Annotated in this window: 22 protein-coding genes; 1 reads left to right on the top strand and 21 read right to left on the bottom strand. The window is 39.6% G+C overall.

Going from position 1 to position 19,317, the window contains the following annotated elements:
- From OZX63_RS01035 to rsmG, 10 genes are all read right to left on the bottom strand, one after another.
- On the bottom strand, window positions 1-687 hold the full coding sequence (locus OZX63_RS01035; RefSeq protein WP_277133269.1) for a response regulator transcription factor: 687 nt from the start codon (window positions 685-687) through the stop codon (window positions 1-3).
- 159 nt (window positions 688-846) lie between these two features.
- The gene (locus OZX63_RS01030) at window positions 847-2,709 is read right to left on the bottom strand and encodes an ABC transporter ATP-binding protein (protein WP_277145075.1); all 1,863 of its coding nucleotides are present in this window, start codon (window positions 2,707-2,709) and stop codon (window positions 847-849) included.
- A gap of 9 nt (window positions 2,710-2,718) precedes the next feature.
- Window positions 2,719-4,443 carry an ABC transporter ATP-binding protein gene (locus OZX63_RS01025; RefSeq protein WP_277143854.1) on the bottom strand — a complete coding sequence of 575 codons (1,725 nt, stop codon included), beginning with the start codon at window positions 4,441-4,443 and terminating at the stop codon, window positions 2,719-2,721.
- 144 nt (window positions 4,444-4,587) lie between these two features.
- Window positions 4,588-5,379: a DUF1129 family protein gene (locus tag OZX63_RS01020; protein ID WP_277143852.1), complete on the bottom strand. Its 792-nt coding sequence runs from the start codon at window positions 5,377-5,379 to the stop codon at window positions 4,588-4,590.
- Window positions 5,380-5,388: 9 nt separating this feature from the next.
- A complete protein-coding gene (gene ychF, locus OZX63_RS01015) occupies window positions 5,389-6,489 on the bottom strand; it encodes a redox-regulated ATPase YchF (RefSeq protein WP_277143850.1) in 1,101 nt (366 codons plus the stop codon).
- A gap of 31 nt (window positions 6,490-6,520) precedes the next feature.
- Window positions 6,521-6,790 carry a DUF951 domain-containing protein gene (locus tag OZX63_RS01010; RefSeq protein WP_277143849.1) on the bottom strand — a complete coding sequence of 90 codons (270 nt, stop codon included), beginning with the start codon at window positions 6,788-6,790 and terminating at the stop codon, window positions 6,521-6,523.
- Window positions 6,783-7,670 (bottom strand): ParB/RepB/Spo0J family partition protein, encoded by an 888-nt coding sequence (locus tag OZX63_RS01005; RefSeq protein ID WP_277143847.1) that lies wholly within the window; start codon window positions 7,668-7,670, stop codon window positions 6,783-6,785. The genes OZX63_RS01010 and OZX63_RS01005 overlap by 8 nt, the downstream gene beginning before the upstream one ends.
- Complete coding sequence (locus OZX63_RS01000) at window positions 7,648-8,427, bottom strand: AAA family ATPase (RefSeq protein ID WP_277143845.1); 780 nt, start codon at window positions 8,425-8,427, stop codon at window positions 7,648-7,650. Before OZX63_RS01000 ends, OZX63_RS01005 begins: the two co-directional genes overlap by 23 nt.
- Before the next feature lie 15 nt (window positions 8,428-8,442).
- Entirely contained in the window at window positions 8,443-9,291 is an 849-nt protein-coding gene (gene noc / locus OZX63_RS00995) for a nucleoid occlusion protein (RefSeq protein WP_277143844.1), read from the bottom strand.
- Window positions 9,292-9,305: 14 nt separating this feature from the next.
- A complete protein-coding gene (rsmG, locus tag OZX63_RS00990; protein ID WP_277143843.1) occupies window positions 9,306-10,028 on the bottom strand; it encodes a 16S rRNA (guanine(527)-N(7))-methyltransferase RsmG in 723 nt (240 codons plus the stop codon).
- A 159-nt stretch (window positions 10,029-10,187) separates the two neighbouring features.
- Here rsmG and OZX63_RS00985 point away from each other — a divergent pair, with 159 nt between their 5' ends.
- Window positions 10,188-10,724, top strand: a complete 537-nt coding sequence (locus tag OZX63_RS00985; RefSeq protein WP_277143841.1) for a CvpA family protein — start codon at window positions 10,188-10,190, stop codon at window positions 10,722-10,724.
- A gap of 57 nt (window positions 10,725-10,781) precedes the next feature.
- On the opposite strand, the gene OZX63_RS00980 is transcribed toward OZX63_RS00985, so the two are convergent.
- From OZX63_RS00980 to OZX63_RS00930, 11 genes are all read right to left on the bottom strand, one after another.
- Window positions 10,782-11,804, bottom strand: coding sequence for a DUF3324 domain-containing protein (locus OZX63_RS00980; protein WP_277143839.1), 1,023 nt, complete (start codon window positions 11,802-11,804; stop codon window positions 10,782-10,784).
- A gap of 2 nt (window positions 11,805-11,806) precedes the next feature.
- Window positions 11,807-12,361, bottom strand: coding sequence for a WxL domain-containing protein (locus OZX63_RS00975; protein WP_277143837.1), 555 nt, complete (start codon window positions 12,359-12,361; stop codon window positions 11,807-11,809).
- Between the two features lie 239 nt (window positions 12,362-12,600).
- Window positions 12,601-13,530, bottom strand: a complete 930-nt coding sequence (locus tag OZX63_RS00970; RefSeq protein WP_277143835.1) for an FAD:protein FMN transferase — start codon at window positions 13,528-13,530, stop codon at window positions 12,601-12,603.
- Between the two features lie 8 nt (window positions 13,531-13,538).
- The gene (locus OZX63_RS00965; protein ID WP_277143834.1) at window positions 13,539-14,330 is read right to left on the bottom strand and encodes a tyrosine-protein phosphatase; all 792 of its coding nucleotides are present in this window, start codon (window positions 14,328-14,330) and stop codon (window positions 13,539-13,541) included.
- A gap of 84 nt (window positions 14,331-14,414) precedes the next feature.
- A complete protein-coding gene (locus tag OZX63_RS00960) occupies window positions 14,415-14,963 on the bottom strand; it encodes an NADPH-dependent FMN reductase (RefSeq protein WP_277143832.1) in 549 nt (182 codons plus the stop codon).
- A 12-nt stretch (window positions 14,964-14,975) separates the two neighbouring features.
- Window positions 14,976-15,515: an NAD(P)H-dependent oxidoreductase gene (locus OZX63_RS00955; RefSeq protein ID WP_277143830.1), complete on the bottom strand. Its 540-nt coding sequence runs from the start codon at window positions 15,513-15,515 to the stop codon at window positions 14,976-14,978.
- Between the two features lie 128 nt (window positions 15,516-15,643).
- Window positions 15,644-16,285, bottom strand: coding sequence for a TetR/AcrR family transcriptional regulator (locus tag OZX63_RS00950; protein ID WP_277143828.1), 642 nt, complete (start codon window positions 16,283-16,285; stop codon window positions 15,644-15,646).
- Between the two features lie 90 nt (window positions 16,286-16,375).
- Complete coding sequence (locus OZX63_RS00945; protein ID WP_277133239.1) at window positions 16,376-16,606, bottom strand: hypothetical protein; 231 nt, start codon at window positions 16,604-16,606, stop codon at window positions 16,376-16,378.
- 431 nt (window positions 16,607-17,037) lie between these two features.
- The gene (locus tag OZX63_RS00940) at window positions 17,038-17,712 is read right to left on the bottom strand and encodes an ABC transporter ATP-binding protein (RefSeq protein ID WP_277143826.1); all 675 of its coding nucleotides are present in this window, start codon (window positions 17,710-17,712) and stop codon (window positions 17,038-17,040) included.
- A 1-nt stretch (window position 17,713) separates the two neighbouring features.
- Window positions 17,714-18,775, bottom strand: a complete 1,062-nt coding sequence (locus OZX63_RS00935) for an ABC transporter permease (protein WP_277143824.1) — start codon at window positions 18,773-18,775, stop codon at window positions 17,714-17,716.
- Window positions 18,775-19,296 carry a TetR/AcrR family transcriptional regulator gene (locus OZX63_RS00930; RefSeq protein WP_277143822.1) on the bottom strand — a complete coding sequence of 174 codons (522 nt, stop codon included), beginning with the start codon at window positions 19,294-19,296 and terminating at the stop codon, window positions 18,775-18,777. The genes OZX63_RS00935 and OZX63_RS00930 overlap by 1 nt, the downstream gene beginning before the upstream one ends.
- Window positions 19,297-19,317: the final 21 nt, after the last annotated feature.

Raw genomic sequence — 19,317 nt, 5'->3', positions numbered from 1 at the left:
TTACGCCTCGACCTTGTAGCCAACTCCCCAAACGGTCTGAATGACATCCTCGCCGCCTGTTGCCTTTTGGATTTTATCGCGTAAGTGCGACACGTGAACCATGACTGTTTTAGCAGAAACAATCGACTCTTGCTGCCAAACACGTTCAAAAATCTCATCGGCTGAAAATACCCGGTTAGGATGGCTTGCTAGCAAATATAAAATACCAAACTCTAATGCAGTTAACTGAATATCCTTGCCATCAATTGTCTTAACTTCGTGTGAATCACGGTTAATCACCAGCGGTCCAACCTCTAAGACATCGGGCTTTTCATCCTTAACCTGCTTTTGACTGCGGCGCAATAATGAACGCACTCGAGCCATCACTTCCAGCGGATTAAATGGCTTTGACACATAGTCGTCGGCACCCGTAATCAGTCCCTGAATCTTGTCCATATCACCAGTCTTAGCTGAAACAATAATAATTGGAATGTCGGAATCCTTGCGTACTTCTTTAATCACATCAATTCCACTCATATTCGGCATCATGACGTCCAAAATCATTAACGCAATATCCGGCGTAGTCGTTAAGCGAGTAATTGCTTCCTTACCGCTATATGCCGCAACTGGTGTGTAACCCTCATTTTTAAGATAAATGCTCAATAACTCAACGATTTCTTTATCATCATCAACAACCAAAATTTTCATAGGGCGTATCCTCCCCTTTATTTAAGTTCTATTAATCATCTGGCACTAAGGCCTATGCTTAATATTTTAATCATTTTCAAGGCCAAAACCTACTGATCGGGCATAATTTTATCTTTTTATTAAAAAAAGAGCTGAGAAACTCTCAACTCTTTAGCAAAACTATTCAATTTCTTTTTTACCAGTGTATAACTCGTAATAGTAGCCCTTTTCCTTAATGAGCTTGTCGTGGTTGCCGGCCTCAATAATATGACCGTGGTCAAGCACAAGGATTAAGTCCGAGTTAACAATTGTGGATAATCTGTGGGCAATAACGAAACTTGTCCGGCCAGCAAGAAGGTTATCCATCCCCGCTTGAACTAGTTTTTCGGTTTGCGTATCAATACTTGATGTAGCTTCATCCAAAATCATTACAGGTTCGTCAGCAATCATTGCTCGCGCAATACTGAGCAGTTGCATCTGTCCTTGAGACAAATCCCCGCCGTTACCGTCAATAATTGTCTTATAACCATCATCCAAATGATGAATAAACTCGTCAGCGTGTGATAAGCGAGCTGCTTGGTAAACTTCATCATCACTAGCTTCTGGGTTACCAAAACGAATGTTATCCATAATGGTTCCCGTAAACATGTGCGTATCCTGCAGAACGATTGACAGTGACTGCCGCAAGTCGTCCTTCTTAATCCGCGTAATCGGAATTCCGTCGTAAGTAATTGTTCCCGACGCAATTTCGTAGAACCGGTTAATCATGTTGGAAATCGTGGTCTTACCAGCACCAGTTTCACCAACCAAGGCAACCTTCATTCCCGGCTTAGCATCAATTGAAATATTGTACAAAATCTGCTTATCTGGTGAATAGCTAAAGTTAACATTGTCAAAAACAATGTGGCCCTTAACTCTAATCTTCTTAACTGAACCGTCTTTTTGCGGTACATTCCAGTACCAGCTGCCCTTAACGTCTTCATCCTTAGAAATCGTAACGTCACCATTATCAATTTCAACTGGTTGGTCTTCTAATTGGAAAATCCGTTCAGCACCAGCTAAAGCCATAACAATTGAGTTCAACTGTTGCGAAATCTGCGCAATTGGCATTGCAAATTGCTTTGATAATTGCAGGAAGGCACCAATCACACCAAGTGATAATGGCGCAATCTTGTTAATGGCAACAGCACCACCAAGAACTGCAATAATAACATATAGCAGGTTCCCGACGTTACCCATGATTGGGAACAAAACTGTGGCGTAAGTGTTAGCCTTACCAGAAGCATCCCGCAAATTTTCATTGTATTTGTCAAAATCTGCTTCAACTTCTGGTTCATGACTGAAGACCTTAATAACCTTCAAGCCGCTTAGCATTTCTTCGTTATAACCGTTGACTTGACCCAATTCCTTTTGCTGAAGCTTGAAGAAGTGAGCTGAGCGCGTCGTCAAAAACTTAACAATCCCAATTGACAAAGCAAAGATAACCAACGTGAAGATGGTTAATTGCCAACTCAAGCTGAACATTGCGGCCAAAACAAAGACTAAGTTCAATGTTGAGTTCATAAACTGGGGAATTGACTGCGAAATCATCTGCATCAGCGTGTCGATATCGTTAGTATACCGACTCATGATGTCGCCGTAGTCATTTTCATCAAAGTATGAAATTGGCAATTGCTCCATGTGACTAAACATTTCGTTTCTAACTCTGTACTGCGTCTTTTGTGCCAAAACGGCCATCAAAACAGCAAACAGGTAGTTAGAAATAAACCCAATTGCATAAATGCCAAACATAACCTCAATTGCATGCAGCAGCGGCATGAAGTTCGGTTGTGACTGCTTCAACAATGGCATGATGTAATCATTAATTAGTCGCTCAATAAATAGTGACCCTAAAACATTGGCACCAGCCGCTAAGACAATCGCAATCATTGATGTGATGAGCATCCATGGACTAGTAGTTGCGACTAATTTAAGTAACCGCCACAAAGTAGTGGAACGCTTACCGCCCTTACTTGCATTTTTATTTTCTATTGCGTTATCCAAATTACTCACCTACTTCTTTTGCTCTTCTTGGAACTTAGCGATTGAACTATAAAGTTCATTGTTCTTCATCAGTTCATCGTGAGTTCCAATATCTTGAATTTTACCTTCATTCATCACAACAATTCGGTCTGCATCCTTAATAGAAACAATCCGTTGCGAAATGATAATCTTGGTTGTTTCCGGCATATTCTTAGCCAAGGCTTCCCGAATTTCACGTTCAGTCTGGGTATCAACGGCTGAAGTAGAATCATCTAAGATTAAGATCTTAGGCTTCTTCAACAAGGCTCTGGCAATAGTAATTCTTTGCTTTTGCCCACCAGATACGTTCGTACCGCCTTGTTCAACCATTGTGTCGTACTTGTCAGGCATTTCTTGGATGAAATCATCTGCATGAGCTACCTTAGCTGCCGCGATAACTTCTTCATCAGTGGCGTTCTCATTACCCCACTTCAAGTTGTCCTTGATGGTCCCGGAGAACAAGACATTATTTTGTAAAACCATGGCAACGTTGTCGCGCAAAGTCTTCAAATCGTATGACTTAACGTTGTGTCCTGATACTCGCACGGCACCAGAATCAGTATCGTAAAGCCGCGGGATCATTGATACCAATGTTGACTTCGATGATCCCGTCTTACCAATCATCCCGATTGTCTCACCCGGCTTAATGTGTAAGTTAATGTCGTTTAAAGCCAAGGCCTTATCATCATTGTCATACTTAAAGTTCACATGATCAAAAATCACTTCACCATTATTAAAGTTAGTCAATGGCTTGTGGGGATTTTCAATTGATGGCTTTTCATTAATTACATCAGCAATTCTTCGACCACTAGCACCAGAAATAACTAATTGAGTAAAGATCATTGCCAAAATGTTCAGACTGTTTAAAACAGAGTTGGAGTATGAAAACATAGAAATTAATTGACCGGTTTGCAAACTGCCACCGACAATTTCTTTAGCACCAAACCAGCAGATAGCTAGGTTAGAGATATTCAAAACAGCCATTACAATTAATGAGTTCAATGACATAATCTTTTGTGCTGTTGAGAATAATTTGTAAATAAAACCAGATGACTTCTTAAATTCAGCCGTTTGTGGTTTTTCTTGGACGTAAGTCTTTACTTCTCGAATACCGCGAATGTTTTCCCGAACTACTTGGTTCATCCGGTCATAACCTCTAAAGATCCGTGGGAAGTATGGGTAAGCACTCTTAATCACAACTGCCAATAGCAGAATGAAAATCGGTGCCAACACAACAAAGATTAACGACAAACGCGGGCTGATAATAACTGACATAATGACTGACACAATCAGCATCATCGGTGCTCTAACCGCAATTCTGATGATCATTTGGTAGGCCATCTGAATGTTGTTAACGTCCGTCGTCATCCGCGTTACCAGACTAGCACTTGAAAACTTATCAATATTTTCAAATGAATAATCTTGAACATGATAAAACATGTCCTTGCGCAAATTAGCGGCAAAGCCGGCAGCGGCGTGAGCTGACACGTAACTAGCACTAGCCCCTAAAACCAGTGAAACAATCGTCAAAACCAGAAGAATCGTGCCCCATTTACTAATGTAGGCCATGTCCCCCTTCATAATTCCGTTGTCGATTAAAATACCGACCAGATACGGGATTAACATTTCAATGATAACTTCACCCGTGACAAATAAAGGCGACAGTAAAGACTGCTTCTTATACTGCCGAATTGATTTACGCAGTGTGTTAATCATTAAATACCTCTTTCTTTTATGTTAAACAATTATATTTTCATACCTGCAAAAAGCTTCAAAAAAGGATAAACAGACAACTTGAGCCTGTTTATCCTTTTTAGCATTTGATAGTTTAGTATAATACTTTTATCGACAAAAAGCACACTATTTGCTTTTTGCAGTTGGTGTAAAGACTGAACCAATAATCTGGTAATGCCGTCTAAAGAGCCAACGTAAACCATAAGCAACTGCTGCTACAATAATGTTTGCAAATCCTGATAAGACTGGATTAATAATCCGCAAAGCCGGGATTGACAATACCCAAATGAGCACAAATAAAATTGCTAACATGGCAACCATGCCCAAGATTAACTTAGTCCACGGAATCTTTTTATTCCCTGTCTGAGCAGGAATAACCCATTCATTATACTTAGTCATAAAGACGCCCATCATTGCCCCAACAACTAAGAGAGTCAAAATTCCCATTTGTGAGCTTTGCGCACTTGCCTTTTGGTTAGTTTGGAACAAGGCAATTACGCCAAACAACCCAACGAAAATTGCGATGTACAACAAGGCACTATCAACAGCATATTGCCAGAATGGAATATCTGCTGGCGTGCGTACTTTTGGCTTTAACATATCGGCAGCCTTTAATTTAGGTGCCATATTGTAGTAGGTGCTAGCGGGTTGACCGTGATGTTGTGCCACAACCAATTGCGGCAATATCTCATCGACCTTGCTGGCTGCTTCAGCTTGACTGAGTTTACCTTGCAATTCCAATTCTTTTTGCAAACGGAAAACATAGTCAGAGTTCTTATTGCTCAATTCCTTGCGCAATTCTGCCGGCTCAAGTTGCTTAACTTGGTCATCCTTATTCTGACTTTCAATCTTGTCTTTTAGCTTTTCCTGCTTATTAGTATCGATTTTTGCTTGTTCTTCTTTTTTCTCTTCTGCCATTATTTTGTCCTAAACGTTAAATCTAAATTCAATAATGTCGCCGTCTTGAACTTCATAGTCCTTACCTTCAAGACGTAATTTACCAGCTTCCTTAACCTTTTGCATGGTTTCAAATTGATCTAAGTCGGTATATGAAACAACTTCGGCCCGAATAAAGCCACGTTCAAAGTCTGAGTGGATAACACCAGCAACTTGTGGCGCCTTCATCCCTTCGTGGAATGTCCAAGCTCTAGTTTCTGGGCCACCAGCTGTAAAGAATGTCCGCAAGCCCAAGATGTGGTAAGCAGCTCTGATTAAACGGTCAAGCCCGGATTCAGTGACACCTTCTGCTTCCAAAAATTCGGCTTTTTCGTCATCATCAAGGCCGGCAATTTCTTCTTCAGTAGCAGCTGAAATACCTAAGCATTCCGCATTTTCACTCTCGGCATGCTTTTTAACAATTTGATAGAATTCATCACTTTCCGGATCAGCCATTGATTCTTCGGCAATGTTAGCTACATAAATCACTGGCTTATCTGTCAATAGGAAGAAGCCCTTGACCAATTTTTGTTCATCATCAGTAAATTCAATTGACCGAACTGCTTTGCCTTCTTCCAAAACTGGCTTAATTTTTTGCAAAACTGCATATTCAGCCTTGGCTTCCTTGTCATTTTGCTGGGCAATCTTCTTAACCTTATTAATTCGGCGGTTAACGGCATCAAGGTCGGCAATTGCCAATTCCAAATTAATAGTGTTGATGTCTTCTTCTGGATCAACTTTACCGGTAACGGAAGTAATGTTTTCATCTTCAAAAGCCCGCACAACGTGAATGATGGCATCGGTTTGACGAATGTTCTCAAGGAACTTATTACCTAAGCCTTCACCCTTTGACGCACCCTTAACTAGTCCGGCAATATCAGTAAATTCAAAAGTAGTATGGACAATTTTCTTAGCCGGAATGAGTTCCTGAATCCGCGCAAGCCGCTTATCAGGCACTTCAACCATCCCCACATTTGGCTCAATCGTCGCAAACGGATAGTTGGCCATCTCGGCTCCAGCTTTAGTAATTGCATTAAATAACGTGGACTTACCAACATTCGGCAAGCCAACAATCCCAGCAGTTAATGACATCTTTATCCTCTTTTTCTATTTAAAATCTTACTTATTCTTGTTTAGAACCCGGTCTGATAATTTCATCTTTAGGAACATAAAATTCCTTTTTATGATTGACCGGATCATTTGCTTTAGTCAAAATCTTTTTCAAATTATGAGTAAACTTGCCGCGCGGCATCAACACCACATGTCCGCAGCCCATGCACTTGAGTCTGATATCCGCACCCAGCCGCAAAACTTCCCAATCGTTAACTTTGCAAGCATGAGGCTTTTTCATTTGAACGGTATCAGCCAAATTATAAGCAATATCTTTATTCATCAAGATCAACACCCAAAATATCAAGAATCCGGTTCAATTCGTCAACCGAGCTAAAGCCGATTGATAAATGACCCTTACCCTTCTTGCTTTCTGAAATATTAACCGTTGAGCCTAACTTATCGGCCAATTGGTGTTCACTAGCCCGAATAAAAGCAGACTTATGTGGTGTTTTCTTAGTTTGCTTTTTAGCATTCAATTGCGCTACCAATGCCTCAACTTTACGCACTGGCATGCCTTCCTTAACAACTTGCTTTGCAACTTCGTCAATCTTATCTTTGTTCTTGAGTCCCAACAAAGTTCTGGCTTGACCCATTGATAATTGTCCGTGTTGCAGCAAGTGCTTGGTCTTTGTTGGCAAAGTCAACAAGCGCAAATAATTAGCAATATATGGCCGCGACTTGCCCATCCGTTTGGAAACTTCTTCTTGCGTTAAGCCCAAGTTCTTTTGCAGCATTTCGTAAGCCTGAGCTTCCTCAAGTGGAGATAAATCCTCACGCTGCAAGTTTTCCAAAACGGCAACTTCCATCATTTGACCTTCGTCAAAGTCACGTACAATTGCTGGAATAGTCGTCTTTTTAGCTAATTTTGATGCCCGAAAGCGCCGCTCACCCGCAATAATCTCGTAGCCGTTAACTGACTTGCGCACAATAATTGGTTGAAAGACACCATTTTCTTTAATTGAATCAGCTAATTCCTTTAATGCTTTGTCATCAAAGTTCTTCCGCGGCTGGTATGGGTTAGGCCGAATATCACTTAGGTCAAGGTCGAGAATTTCTTCTTCGGTTTCTTCAACCTGGGGCTCATCCTCAAATAAGGCTTCAATACCACGACCAAGGCCGCCCTTTTTCTTTGGTTCTTTATTTCTTGAGTCTCTTGCCATTATTCTTTAGCACCTCTTTTGCCAAATCATCATAAACCTTTGCACCACGGGAATTAGGAGCATATTCTGCAATCGATTGACCATAACTTGGTGCTTCTGCTAATTTAGTAATTCGCGGAATAATCGTCTTGTATACCTTTTTAGCAAAGTATGATTGAACTTCCTTGACTACCTCAGCGCCCAAGTTAGTCCGCGCATCCAGCATCGTCAACAGAACGCCTTCAACACCTAAATCCTTGTTAAAGTGCTTTTGCACTAAGCGAATTGTATTTAGCAGCTGGCTTAAACCTTCCATTGCGTAATACTCACTTTGAACCGGAATCAAAATCGAGTCCGATGCCGTAAAGGCATTGATTGACAGCTGTCCAAGAGACGGCGGACAATCAATAAAAATGAAATCATAGTCACTGCTGACAACATCAATCGCCGACTTCAGCCGAGTTTCCCGCGCCATCATGCTAATTAGTTCTGTTTCTGCCCCAGACAAGTTAATTGTTGCTGGCACTAAATCAAGATTCCGATTTGAAGTATGGAAAATAGTGTCTTTTAACGGTACGTCATTAATCAGTACGCTATAAATATCATCATTGATTTCCGACTTCTCAATTCCCATTCCGGAAGTCAAGTTCCCCTGGGGGTCAATATCAATAATTAAGACATGATAGCCACGTTCAGCCAGAGCTGCCGACAAGTTAATTGTCGTCGTTGTTTTACCAACACCACCCTTTTGGTTAGCAACCGAAATTACTTTTACCATTTTTGCTCCGCCTTCCTATTTTCTCTTCAACTCAATTGTAATCATATAATCATTAGGATCGTTATTTTCCTTAACTTTGACCTTAATGCCCGATTCCTTAGCTAGCTTAACAGCGCGCTTAATCGTATTAATCTGCACTTGCAAATCCTTAGGAATGCGGCTAACAGCTCGCTTGGTCTGTTCAGCCTTCTCTTGATCCTTAGCCCGCTTTTCTTTATTAATAAAATAGCCGTCGACGTCTTTGACAATCTTCTCAGTATCGTTAACGTTTAGGTTATTGGCTAAAATCTCATCTAAAACTCGGCCCTGATCCTTCTCACTAAGACCGACAAGACACCGGCCATGGCGCGGTGATATTTGACCACTAGCTAAATAGCTTTGCACCTTAGGCGTTAATTTTAACAACCGTAATTTATTAGCAACATACGATTGTGACTTGCCGATATTTTTAGCCAAGCTTGTTTGCGTCAAATTGTTTAATTTCATTAAATTATCGTAAGCTTGAGCCTCATCAATCGGGTTCAAATCCTCACGCTGCAAGTTTTCAATCAAGGCAAAAGAAGCGGCTTGGCTATCATCCATGTTGTTCACAATTGCTGGAATTGTCTCCCATGCAAGATGCTTGGCAGCACGGTACCGCCGTTCGCCGGCAATAATCTCATAATTATCGCCTTGTTCGCGCACGATAATCGGCTGCAGAAGGCCATCTTTATCAAGAGTTGATGCCAATTCCCGAATTGACTTATCTGAGAATTCGCGGCGCGGTTGGTAAGAATTTGCTTTAATTTTAGTTAATTCAATATCTTTAATTTGTTTATCTTTAGGAATTTCATCATGATGTCGTAAAGAAGAAAAGATTGACATATAGAGTCCCCCTATTAATGAATTGGTTTTCGGTGCGGTGTGCCCGCTTGCCGAGGATATTTCTTAGGTGTGGCCTGCACTTTTTGAACAAGAATAAGTGTGCGTTCTTCATCGCTTTCGGGCAAAGTTAATTCCTCATCAGCAATTACCTTACCGCCTAAGACTTTAACTGCCTTTTGACTGTCTTTCAGTTCACTTTCAGCCTTGGGTCCTTTCAAAGCCACGAAATAACCGTTTGCTTTAACCAGCGGCAGGCAATATTCACTTAATACCGCCATATTAGCAACTGCGCGCGCCGTAACAATGTCAAACTGCTCGCGATACAATTTATTTTGACCGACATCTTCAGCGCGACCATGGACTAAGGTTACACCCTCTAGGTCCAGCTTGCTAACTAAATCTTGCAAAAAGGTTAGCCTTTTACCTAGCGAATCAACAATCGTTACCTGTAATTCCGGCATTAAAATCTTTAACGGAATTGACGGAAAACCGGCTCCGGCACCAACATCACATAAGGTAGCACCCGGCTTAAAGACTGAGCTAAAGACAAACAGCGGCGTAATGCTATCGAAAAAGTGCTTTAAGTAGATATCTTCTTCTGCAGTAATCCGCGTCAGATTAACGTGCTCATTCGCCGTCACCAAGTTAGTAAAATAAAGTTTAAATTGTTTGATTTGCTTTTCACTTAATTCAAAATTATGTTTTGATAATTCTTGGACAAATTGTTCAGGATTCATTTTTCACCCGTGAAACCTTGTTTCACACTCTATAAATTTAACGCCAAAAACAGCTTATTGTAAAGCCATTACATCTCTTTAATTATGAAGTATTTTTAGGCAATCGTCAAAGTCTAAATGTGCAAAAATAAGCTATAATATACGGCAAAGGAGATAAACATGATTGTTACTTTAATTGTTTTAGCCTATTTGGCTCTAAAAACCTACAAGGGTTACCAAACAGGCTTTACCAAATTAATTATTAATTTGATTTTTGCCGCGATTGTTTTTATCGTTGCAATTTTATTTCAAAATCCGCTGGGGAACTGGCTTTATGGCCAGATTACCGGACAAAATATACAAACAACTTTAGCGCCGAGCACAAATTTAATTTTGTTTCGCTTTATTGCCTTCTTTATTTTACTATTTGTCGGTAAAATAGTGGTCAAAATTTTCAAGGGTTGGGTACCAAGTAAAAATCCCCACGCCACTAACTTTGGTAGTATTTTAGATGGGGTATTGGGCGCTATCGTATCCTTTGTGGCCAGTTACTTTTTCGTCTATATTATTTTGTCAATGCTTAACGCGCTGCAAAATCCGTGGTTCATCCAGCAGACGCTTGATTCATCATTTTTGCGGTTTATCATTTACAACACACCAGGATTATCTAACGGCGTGTTTAACAGCATCTTCAGTATTAGCCGGACAACTGCTTAAAATTTTTAACAACATAAAAAGGACAAGACGTTTTTACGCTTTGTCCTTTTGTTTTATTTAATTTTTACTGTGACGTTTGCCTAAATAATACATGCCACTGAGCATGAGGAGCATCACAATTACTGCTACACCAATCGCTAGCCACAACCAAATTTTATGGTCTTTTGGCGAATGATCTTTTTGACTAGCAGCCTGCGCTAATTTAGCATCAATCTCAACTTTTTGCTTAAATTGCCAGTGCCGAGCTCCTGACTGTGCTGTTACCAGCAGGTTATAAGTGCCACTAGACAACTTTTTATCAAGTAAAACATGATTGTCAAAATAGCTTAATGGCGCCAGTGCCAGATTTTTCTTAGTTTGCACGAACACTGACTTCTTAGTCCGTGGATCCACAACCTTAGTTGTGACATCCAGCTGACCAAACATCGTCGGTGTCTCGTTTGCTAGCCGGACAATAATAAAGGGATTACTCCGATCCACTTTTGTCATGACCTTAGGCATCGCTAACTTAGTATGCACCACTTGCTTACTTTCACGCAAAATCACCGGAATCGCATAAGAATAAACATTGCGGTATCCCATCACTGCCTTTTGTCCTGCAGCTTTTTTATCTTTTTGCGGCTTAGTAATTTGCGAAACATAAAAGCCACCAGCTAAAACACCCTTGAAAGCTTTACGCGGAACTTTAATAACATAGGTTTTACTGACTTGAGCATGCGCAGCCAGCTTAATGCGGCGTGGCCCGCTTGTCATTTGCCCAAAATTGTTTTGGCCAAAATATCGCTTGCCCGGATTAGCCAGATTATACTGCACTAAGCCATTATCACCAGTAATAGCTTGATTAGGTGACACATTAACTGTCTGCACTTTGGCACTATTATTAACAAAAACGAGTTTAACACGAAGATTTTGTTTCGGCTTGACTTGGCGTTCAATGTAGGAAGAATTACTGCCGGCAACCTTAACGGAAAAGCTTTCCGCGGCGTTTACTGTTTGTCTACCTCCAATTAGACTAAACAAAAACAGGGCTGCTGCAATAAAGATAAAGCCAAGTCGCTTACGTTCACTAGTAAAATTCATGATTATTCAGCAGAATTAGTTGTATCTTTAGGTGTACCACTTAATGTCCAAGTAATCGTACCAGTGTAATCACCAGCAAAAACTTGGTCATCTTTTTGAAGCGCAATTGAAGTATTGGCAGCAGTTAATGGGGTAGTAATTGTACCTTCCTTATTGCCGCTAGCAACTTCAACACTATTAGTACCATCAATAACAGATGTCGTTACACCATTAATTGTTAAGCTGGAAGCCTTTAAAGCATGACCCTTGGCATCTGTTAACTGTGTTGGTGCAGCAGATAAAGTCCAGTTAGTATCAGTACCTAGACCGCGATTATCAGCAGTTTCAATAGAACCATCTGCAGTCAAACTAGCAGTTGTGTCGCCATTAGCAATTGCTTCAACTGAAGAACTAAAGCTAAAGTCTGATACGTTACCTAGTGTCAGTGTGCCTGCTTGAACAGCAACTTTAGTATTACTATCTTTAGTTGGATTGTCAGCAGCTTTAACTACACCGGTTGATACACCGAGACTAGCTATTAATGTCATTGCGGCTGTTAAAATTACACTCTTCTTCATAAGTTTCCCTTTCTTACTTGTAAAATTCGATTAAATAAAATTTCTGCATGCAGCATTTACAAGTTTACTGACTAATAACTATTTTTGGCAAGTTTAATGCTTACTTTTTAAAAGTATATTGTTAATTTATGTACAAGAAACATAAAGAACCAGAATAATTTCTAAAATCCAATTACTCTTAGAGCTATACAAAAACAGCTATTACACAATTGGTAAAAATTGTGTGATAGCTGTTTAAATTAATTATTAAAATTGTCATACTCGACATGTTCGTCATTATAAACAAAAATTGCCCCAACACGATCGGGATCATCATGCCAACCCTCAATTGGATGTCCAGCAAAAAATAGTCGTTTACATTCAATTTCGGCTTCAACTGAATCCTTGGTAAAGGTAGTCACCCCAGCCAAATCAGTTTCTACTGGATAACCAGTCCGCGGGTCAATTAAGTGGTGATACTTATGCCCATCAACAACTAAGTAGCGCTCATACGTGCCACTAGTAACTGCTGAACATTTAGGTACCATTACCGAAGTAATATTTTTACCACGCTTTTCTTTGGGGTCTTGAACACCTACTGACCACTGCCCGCTAACTCTTTTAGGCGAATCACCAACCAGCAGAATGTTGCCGCCAAGGTTAATAATCCCGGCATTAACGCCATAAGCATGCCAGAAGTCCCGAATTCTGTCAGCAATCCAGCCCTTGGCAATCCCGCCAAGGTCAAGTTCCATTCCTTCTTTAGTCAAAAAGACAGATTGATTATTATCGTCAAGTTCGACATTGAACGGGTCGATTAATTTCATTTTTTCTTTAATTTGGGCGTCAGTTGGCACGTGCGCACCCTTAAACCCAATTGCCCACAGCTTAACCACTGGCCCAATCAATGCGTTAAAGCCAAAGTTGGCTCGGCTTTCTTTTACAGCTAACTTAATCAAGCTGTAAGTGCCACTGGATACTTGCACTGGGTGCTTTCCAGCAGCATGGTTAACACTCATTACCTCAGATTGATCACGGTTAACCGTCAATAAGTCTTCATAATGATCGATTAAGTCAAAGGACTTATTAATGACGTCTTGATCTTGCGTGCCAAAAATCTGTAACGTAATTGACGTCCCTAAGGCGTGATGTTGACCAACTGCTTGTTCTAATGCTAAATCATCAATCATTGCTATACCTACTTTTCCAAATATTTATTTCTAATATCATCTTGAACTTGCGCTGTAATTCCTACTGCTTGTTCAAGGTAAGCGTCCAAACCGCCATATTCTTCATTAATTGTAATCAGGCTAGTATCCAAGAACGCATCGCTGACTGAGCCCAAAACACGCATATTAGCGCGAAACTTGTCGTTTTCGCCATTGCGTTTAAACCGACGATCGCGGACAGCGCGATATTCATTTAACATGTAATTTGAATATAAATAATCTTGCCGAATTGTTTCAGGGTCGACCCCTAAAACATGCAAAATCAGCAGCGTCACTAAGCCAGTTCTGTCCTTGCCTTCTGAACAATGATACAAAATTGCGCCTTGGTCTTGGCTAGCAATCAATTGCAAAATTTGATGAAAACTATCTTGGCTACTCTTATTTAAAATGTGCTTACGATAACGCGCACACATCATTTTTAATCCTGCATACTGATCCAGGCGATACTTGGCCTTGTTTTCTTCGATATGGCTACCACCACCAGAAGTATTATCTTCAACTCCTAATGGCAATTGATAATGTTCAACGCCAGCGAGTGTTTTATCAGGATTAATTTCGCACTCTGCTGGTGAACGCAAATCAATGATTTTTTTCAGGCCATAATCAAGCAAAAACTGTTGGTCTTGTACCGTAACTTTACTAATATTGCCAGTTCTAAGCAAACGGTGCTTTTTTATTTTACGATTTTCAAAGCCGCGATAACCGCCTAAATCTCGGGGATTGCGAACAGATGACACTGGTAAAACTACAGGATCAGACATGTAAATACACTTTCTAGCATAAAAATAACCGGATAGTACTCCTATCCGGTTATTTTACTCTATGCCAAGCATTCTAGCAAAACTTTATTTAGTTGCTTGCTTAACAAAATTGAAGAAGTTATCCATCATACCATCTAATGATTTAATAGTAGCTTCATCAGTTAATTCGCCAGTTTCTTTATTAAATTTACCTGCGGCACCGCCGATTAAAACTTCGTTACCTGGCAAAACATTAGCACTCATATCTGGTGAAAGTAAAATTTCACGCATATCTTCTTGAGCACGACCTGAACCTTGACTACCGTATGAAGCACCAGCAATAGCAACTGGCTTGTTCTTCATAACGTTAGGACCAGCATGTGAACCTAACCATTCTAAAGCACTCTTTAATGGTGCAGGAATAGTGTGGTCATATTCTGGCGTGGTAATTACAATACCATCAGCAGCTTTAATGTCTTCAATCCAAGCTTTAATTGTGTCATCAGCCATTTGCGTTCTGCAGAAAGGTGTTAACTTATCGATTTCTTTTACTTCGATATCAGCCTTGTCAGCGTAACGCTTAGCGATAAATTGTGCTAAAAAGCGGTTATATGAAAAATCTGCGTTTGTACCAACGATTGATAAAATTTTCATTCTTGGTCCTCCTTACTTAGTAACTTGTGCGTACCATTCGTCAACTTCGTCAAAGAATTGACCTAAGAATTTAACAGTACCTTCATCAGTCAGGTCACCGTTATCATCAAATTGACTAGGACCGTTGCCCATCATGAATTCATCACCAGCAAAAACATCTGCACCAAAGCCAGGAGCCATTAACAAGCTTCTTAAACGACTTTGTGAACGTGAAGCACCTTGTGGCATTGGTGAAGTTGATACCATAACAACTGGCTTGTTCTTAAATGGGTGAGAAGTGCTTGATAACCATTCAAGAGCACTACTCAAGGCACTTGTTACTGAGTGTTGTTGTTCAGGTGAACCAATCAATACTAAATCAGCAGCTTCAATTTCTTTACTTAAAGCAGTAACTGATTCGGGTGCATCTTCACCCTCTTTAAACATTGGTAACCCCTTAACTGTTGCCAGTTTAAAATCATATCTGTCGGCGAAGTGCTTAGAGATAAACTTAAGCAAAGCTTCATTAAACGAATTATTGGCATTTGAGCCAGATAATGCAAGGATTTTCATAAAAACCCACCTTTCAAAAAACTAATTTCTACAGATTATTATAACCTATATACAATTTTTTGAACATAACTCTGCTTTCATGTTTTTACATAAATTAAATAAACACTCTAATTTTGCACCTAATAATCTTACTCATCGATCGTGTTTTCATCGATCGCGTTTTTTTGCTTTTTATAGTCTTTCACATCAAACAGCGGTATCTTCTTGTTCTTACTGAGCCAATCATTTAAAATCGCATCATTAATTTGCGCCGTCAACACGTTAATAATCTGCGTTTCCGAAAAAGTCGCAATTTCATTAATAATTAGTGAAGCAATGCCGATTGTAGTGATCCAATTTGCCACAACAATATTCATGATTTTTTCTTCACTATAATCAGTATCTTCATATTCCTCGTTAAACTTTTGGATACCAAAATCAATTAACGTATTAGAAATACGCTTGCTGCCTAACTTACCATCCACAAACATTGCTCGAAACAGATTTTCGTGTTCTTTTGCATAATCAATATAAGATAAATCCATATCAATTAGGGGTTTACCTGTATATTCTTTTTGCAAAACATTACCTTTTAAATTCTCCGCAATTTTATCTAAAACTTCATCCCGAAGCTCATCCATACTGCTAAATTCAAGATATAGGGGTTGCGTCGAAAAATGTCCTTCTTTGGCAATATTACGTGCAGTCAGACATTCAACGCCATCTCTCATCACCATTTTATAAGCAACGTTTAAAATTTTTTCTCTACCTATTTCTTTTCTTCTCGCCATTCGGTTTTCCCTTAACTAACTTTCGTAATTGTACATTCGAATGCTTGCGATCTGCTGGTCAATTAATTAGCAGTGCTAATCAGTTGCCGACTAATTATTATTGTTATTACTTTCCAAAAATTGATCGTAAGATGATGAAACCATCTCACTAACTTCGGACTTGCTTAACCCTTGAGAAGCACAAAAGGAAAAGAAAGCTGCCGATAAAATATAACCGCGCTCGCGATCATCTGTTAGATCATCCGAAAACTTAATATTGATGCTTTGATTTTGATAATCTGTTGCTAACACAATTGATTTATCTGTTGGTACTTCGTTCATTTCTTACCTCATTACAAATTAGCTGCCTATCTACTTAAATATAATTATTAATACTTAACTAAATAAATGCATAATTACATAACACTTTGATACATATTCAATTACAAATTGCTTGTTATTTTATAACTATTAAGTATTCAATTTCTCTCAATAGCAGCAACATTTTCAACGTTAGCCTTAAAATACCGTTTAAAGCCAGCTCGTTTTTTTATCACATTAAAAATAACAAAGTAATTATCTAACACCTAGAATAGTAAATTTGAAAGTCCTTTGTCAAGGAGAAATCGCTTTCTAAAAGATAAATAAAAGACAAAATTATTAATAAGCAATTTATTAAATATCTTCATGCTTTTTTGGGCGAAAAAATACACAATCCTTTATTAATTAAAGCATTGTGTACTTCCGCTAAATATTAAAATAGTAGCTATTTTTTATTTTGTTTGCGTCATTTCGCCATCCATCATTTCGTAAATATGATCGGCATATTGTTCCAAACGCGGATCATGAGTTACTAATAGAACAGCTTTAGCATAATTCTTCGCCAAATTTTTAAATAATTGACCAACCTCATCAACATTCTTACTATCTAAGGATGCCGTTGGTTCATCTGCCAGCAAGATTTCTGGATTGGCATACAGAGCCCGCGCGATTGCAGCGCGCTGCTGCTGACCACCGGATAATTCACCGGGGTACTTATTAACCAAAGCAGTAATTCCTAACTGACCTAATAATTTGGTCAAGGTTGCGTGATCAATGTTGCCCTGCTTTTTTACTCGGTCAACTAATTCAAATTGTTCCTTAACTGTTAAAAATGGCACTAGGTTATAGGCTTGCAAGACAAAGCCAATTTGATTAAGTCGTAAGTGGTTACTCTGCTTAGTTGTCAAATTCGCAATATCCTTGCCATCGATTAAAACTTGACCAGATGTTGGCTTCTGCAATGAACCAGCGATGGTTAAGAAGGTACTTTTACCAGCACCAGATGGCCCCATAATGAGGACAACTTCACCTTTATTAGCCGTAAAATTAATATTTTTAAGTGCCTTAACTTCGGCAGCACCCTTACCATAAACTTTTTGGACGTTCTTTAATTCAATGACTGCCATCTTATTCACCTATTGCCTTTGCTGGATCTACTTTCAAAATTGATCTAATTGGAATTAAGCTGCCGATAATTCCCGTTAATAGCATGCCACCAGCACCACTCAGCATAATTACCGGAGTAAAACTCATCGGTACGGCGGCTGGCAAGGCTTTAGCAGTCAAGATCATTGCTAACAAGCCAATTATTACCCCAACAACAACTAGAATAATTGCTTGACTAACGGTTGCTCTAACTAAGGTGCCACTAGGAATCCCTTGGGCACGCATAACCGCGAAGTTGTGCATCTTTTGCATCGTTAAAATATACATAAAGACAGCAATAATAATTAGAGAAATTACGAATAGAAAGCCGATCATTAATTCAAAAGTCATGTTTTGAGCAGTGTAACCCGGCAATTTATTAATAAATGTTTTAATCGGATAAGTCTTGCTTTGGTCATAATGATACTTGTAATTGGCATTACGTGAAATAATTGCCGATGCCTGCATGTCAGGCATCCCCTGGCGAAGTAATTTCCAAGCACTAAGCGAGCCATAAACAATCGGCGCGATATTAATTTTGGCATTCTTAGCAAAACCTACTATCGTATATTTTTGTTTAGAGCCGTTTAGTTCTAACTTGTCACCAAGCTTGTAGCCCTTAATCTTAAAGGCTTGGTCAGCAACTACTTCCTTTTTGGTTTTAGCTTTGCGACCGGCAATTATCTCTTGGGCATCATAGATAAACTGTGACTTTTTAAGGCCAATAAATTGTGCGGAAATCTGTGGCCGCTTTTTATTTTTCACAACCACCGCTGTTTGCCCAACCAGTGCCTCGTCCTTACCAATCGTAGCCTTTTTCAAGTCGGACTTGGTCAAGACCGACTGGTTCATACTGACATTGGCATTTTTATTCAAGACCACTGCTTGTGCGTCCCATGACTTCAATGCCTGCGTATTTTCACTGGCTAAACCAATTGATAATGACGATAAAATAAAAATCAGATAACTAATTAAAAAAATCATCAACACAATTAGGCCGTAACGCAATTTTTCCCGTTTAATTTCTTTAATTGCTAAAAACATTAATTTGACCTCTTTTGTAATAGTTCTAAACTCGCCTTAAAGCGAAGTAAAATCTCGTCTTTTTGGCTTGGATTCGTGAGTACAGCCCGGATTGACGCGTGGCTCAAGACCATCGCGCTCCAGTTTTGCGGACTTAAATCTGCTTGACTGGCACTTTGGCCGGGCTTAGCTAGCAAGCTCTCGTTATACAGGACATGCATTTTAATTAAAAGTGCATACTTACTAGCGTGCGTTTTTTCGACAAAGTTGACCACATTTAGATAAAAAATCTGCGGTTCAAACTCAGGTGTAACCTTAATATCGGCGTGAATTTCTCGCATTGCCACGCCATATAGATAACTATAAGCATCAAGCAAATCCGTAAAATACTTATAAAAGGCCCCACGCGCAATTTGCGCTTCTTTAACAATTCTTGCCACCTGCGCCTTTTGGAGCGGATAATGACTAAACTCGTTCAGTAGAGCCTGCGTGATGAGGTCCCTCTTTACCTGCGGCAAGTTAATAAAAGTTGCCTTGACCATTCTGCTACCACCCTTTTCTAT

This window comes from Lactobacillus sp. ESL0700 (assembly GCF_029392095.1).
Lineage (GTDB): Bacteria > Bacillota > Bacilli > Lactobacillales > Lactobacillaceae > Lactobacillus.
The sequence above is the reverse complement of the archived record's forward strand: the minus strand, read 5'-3'. Positions and strand labels throughout refer to the sequence as shown.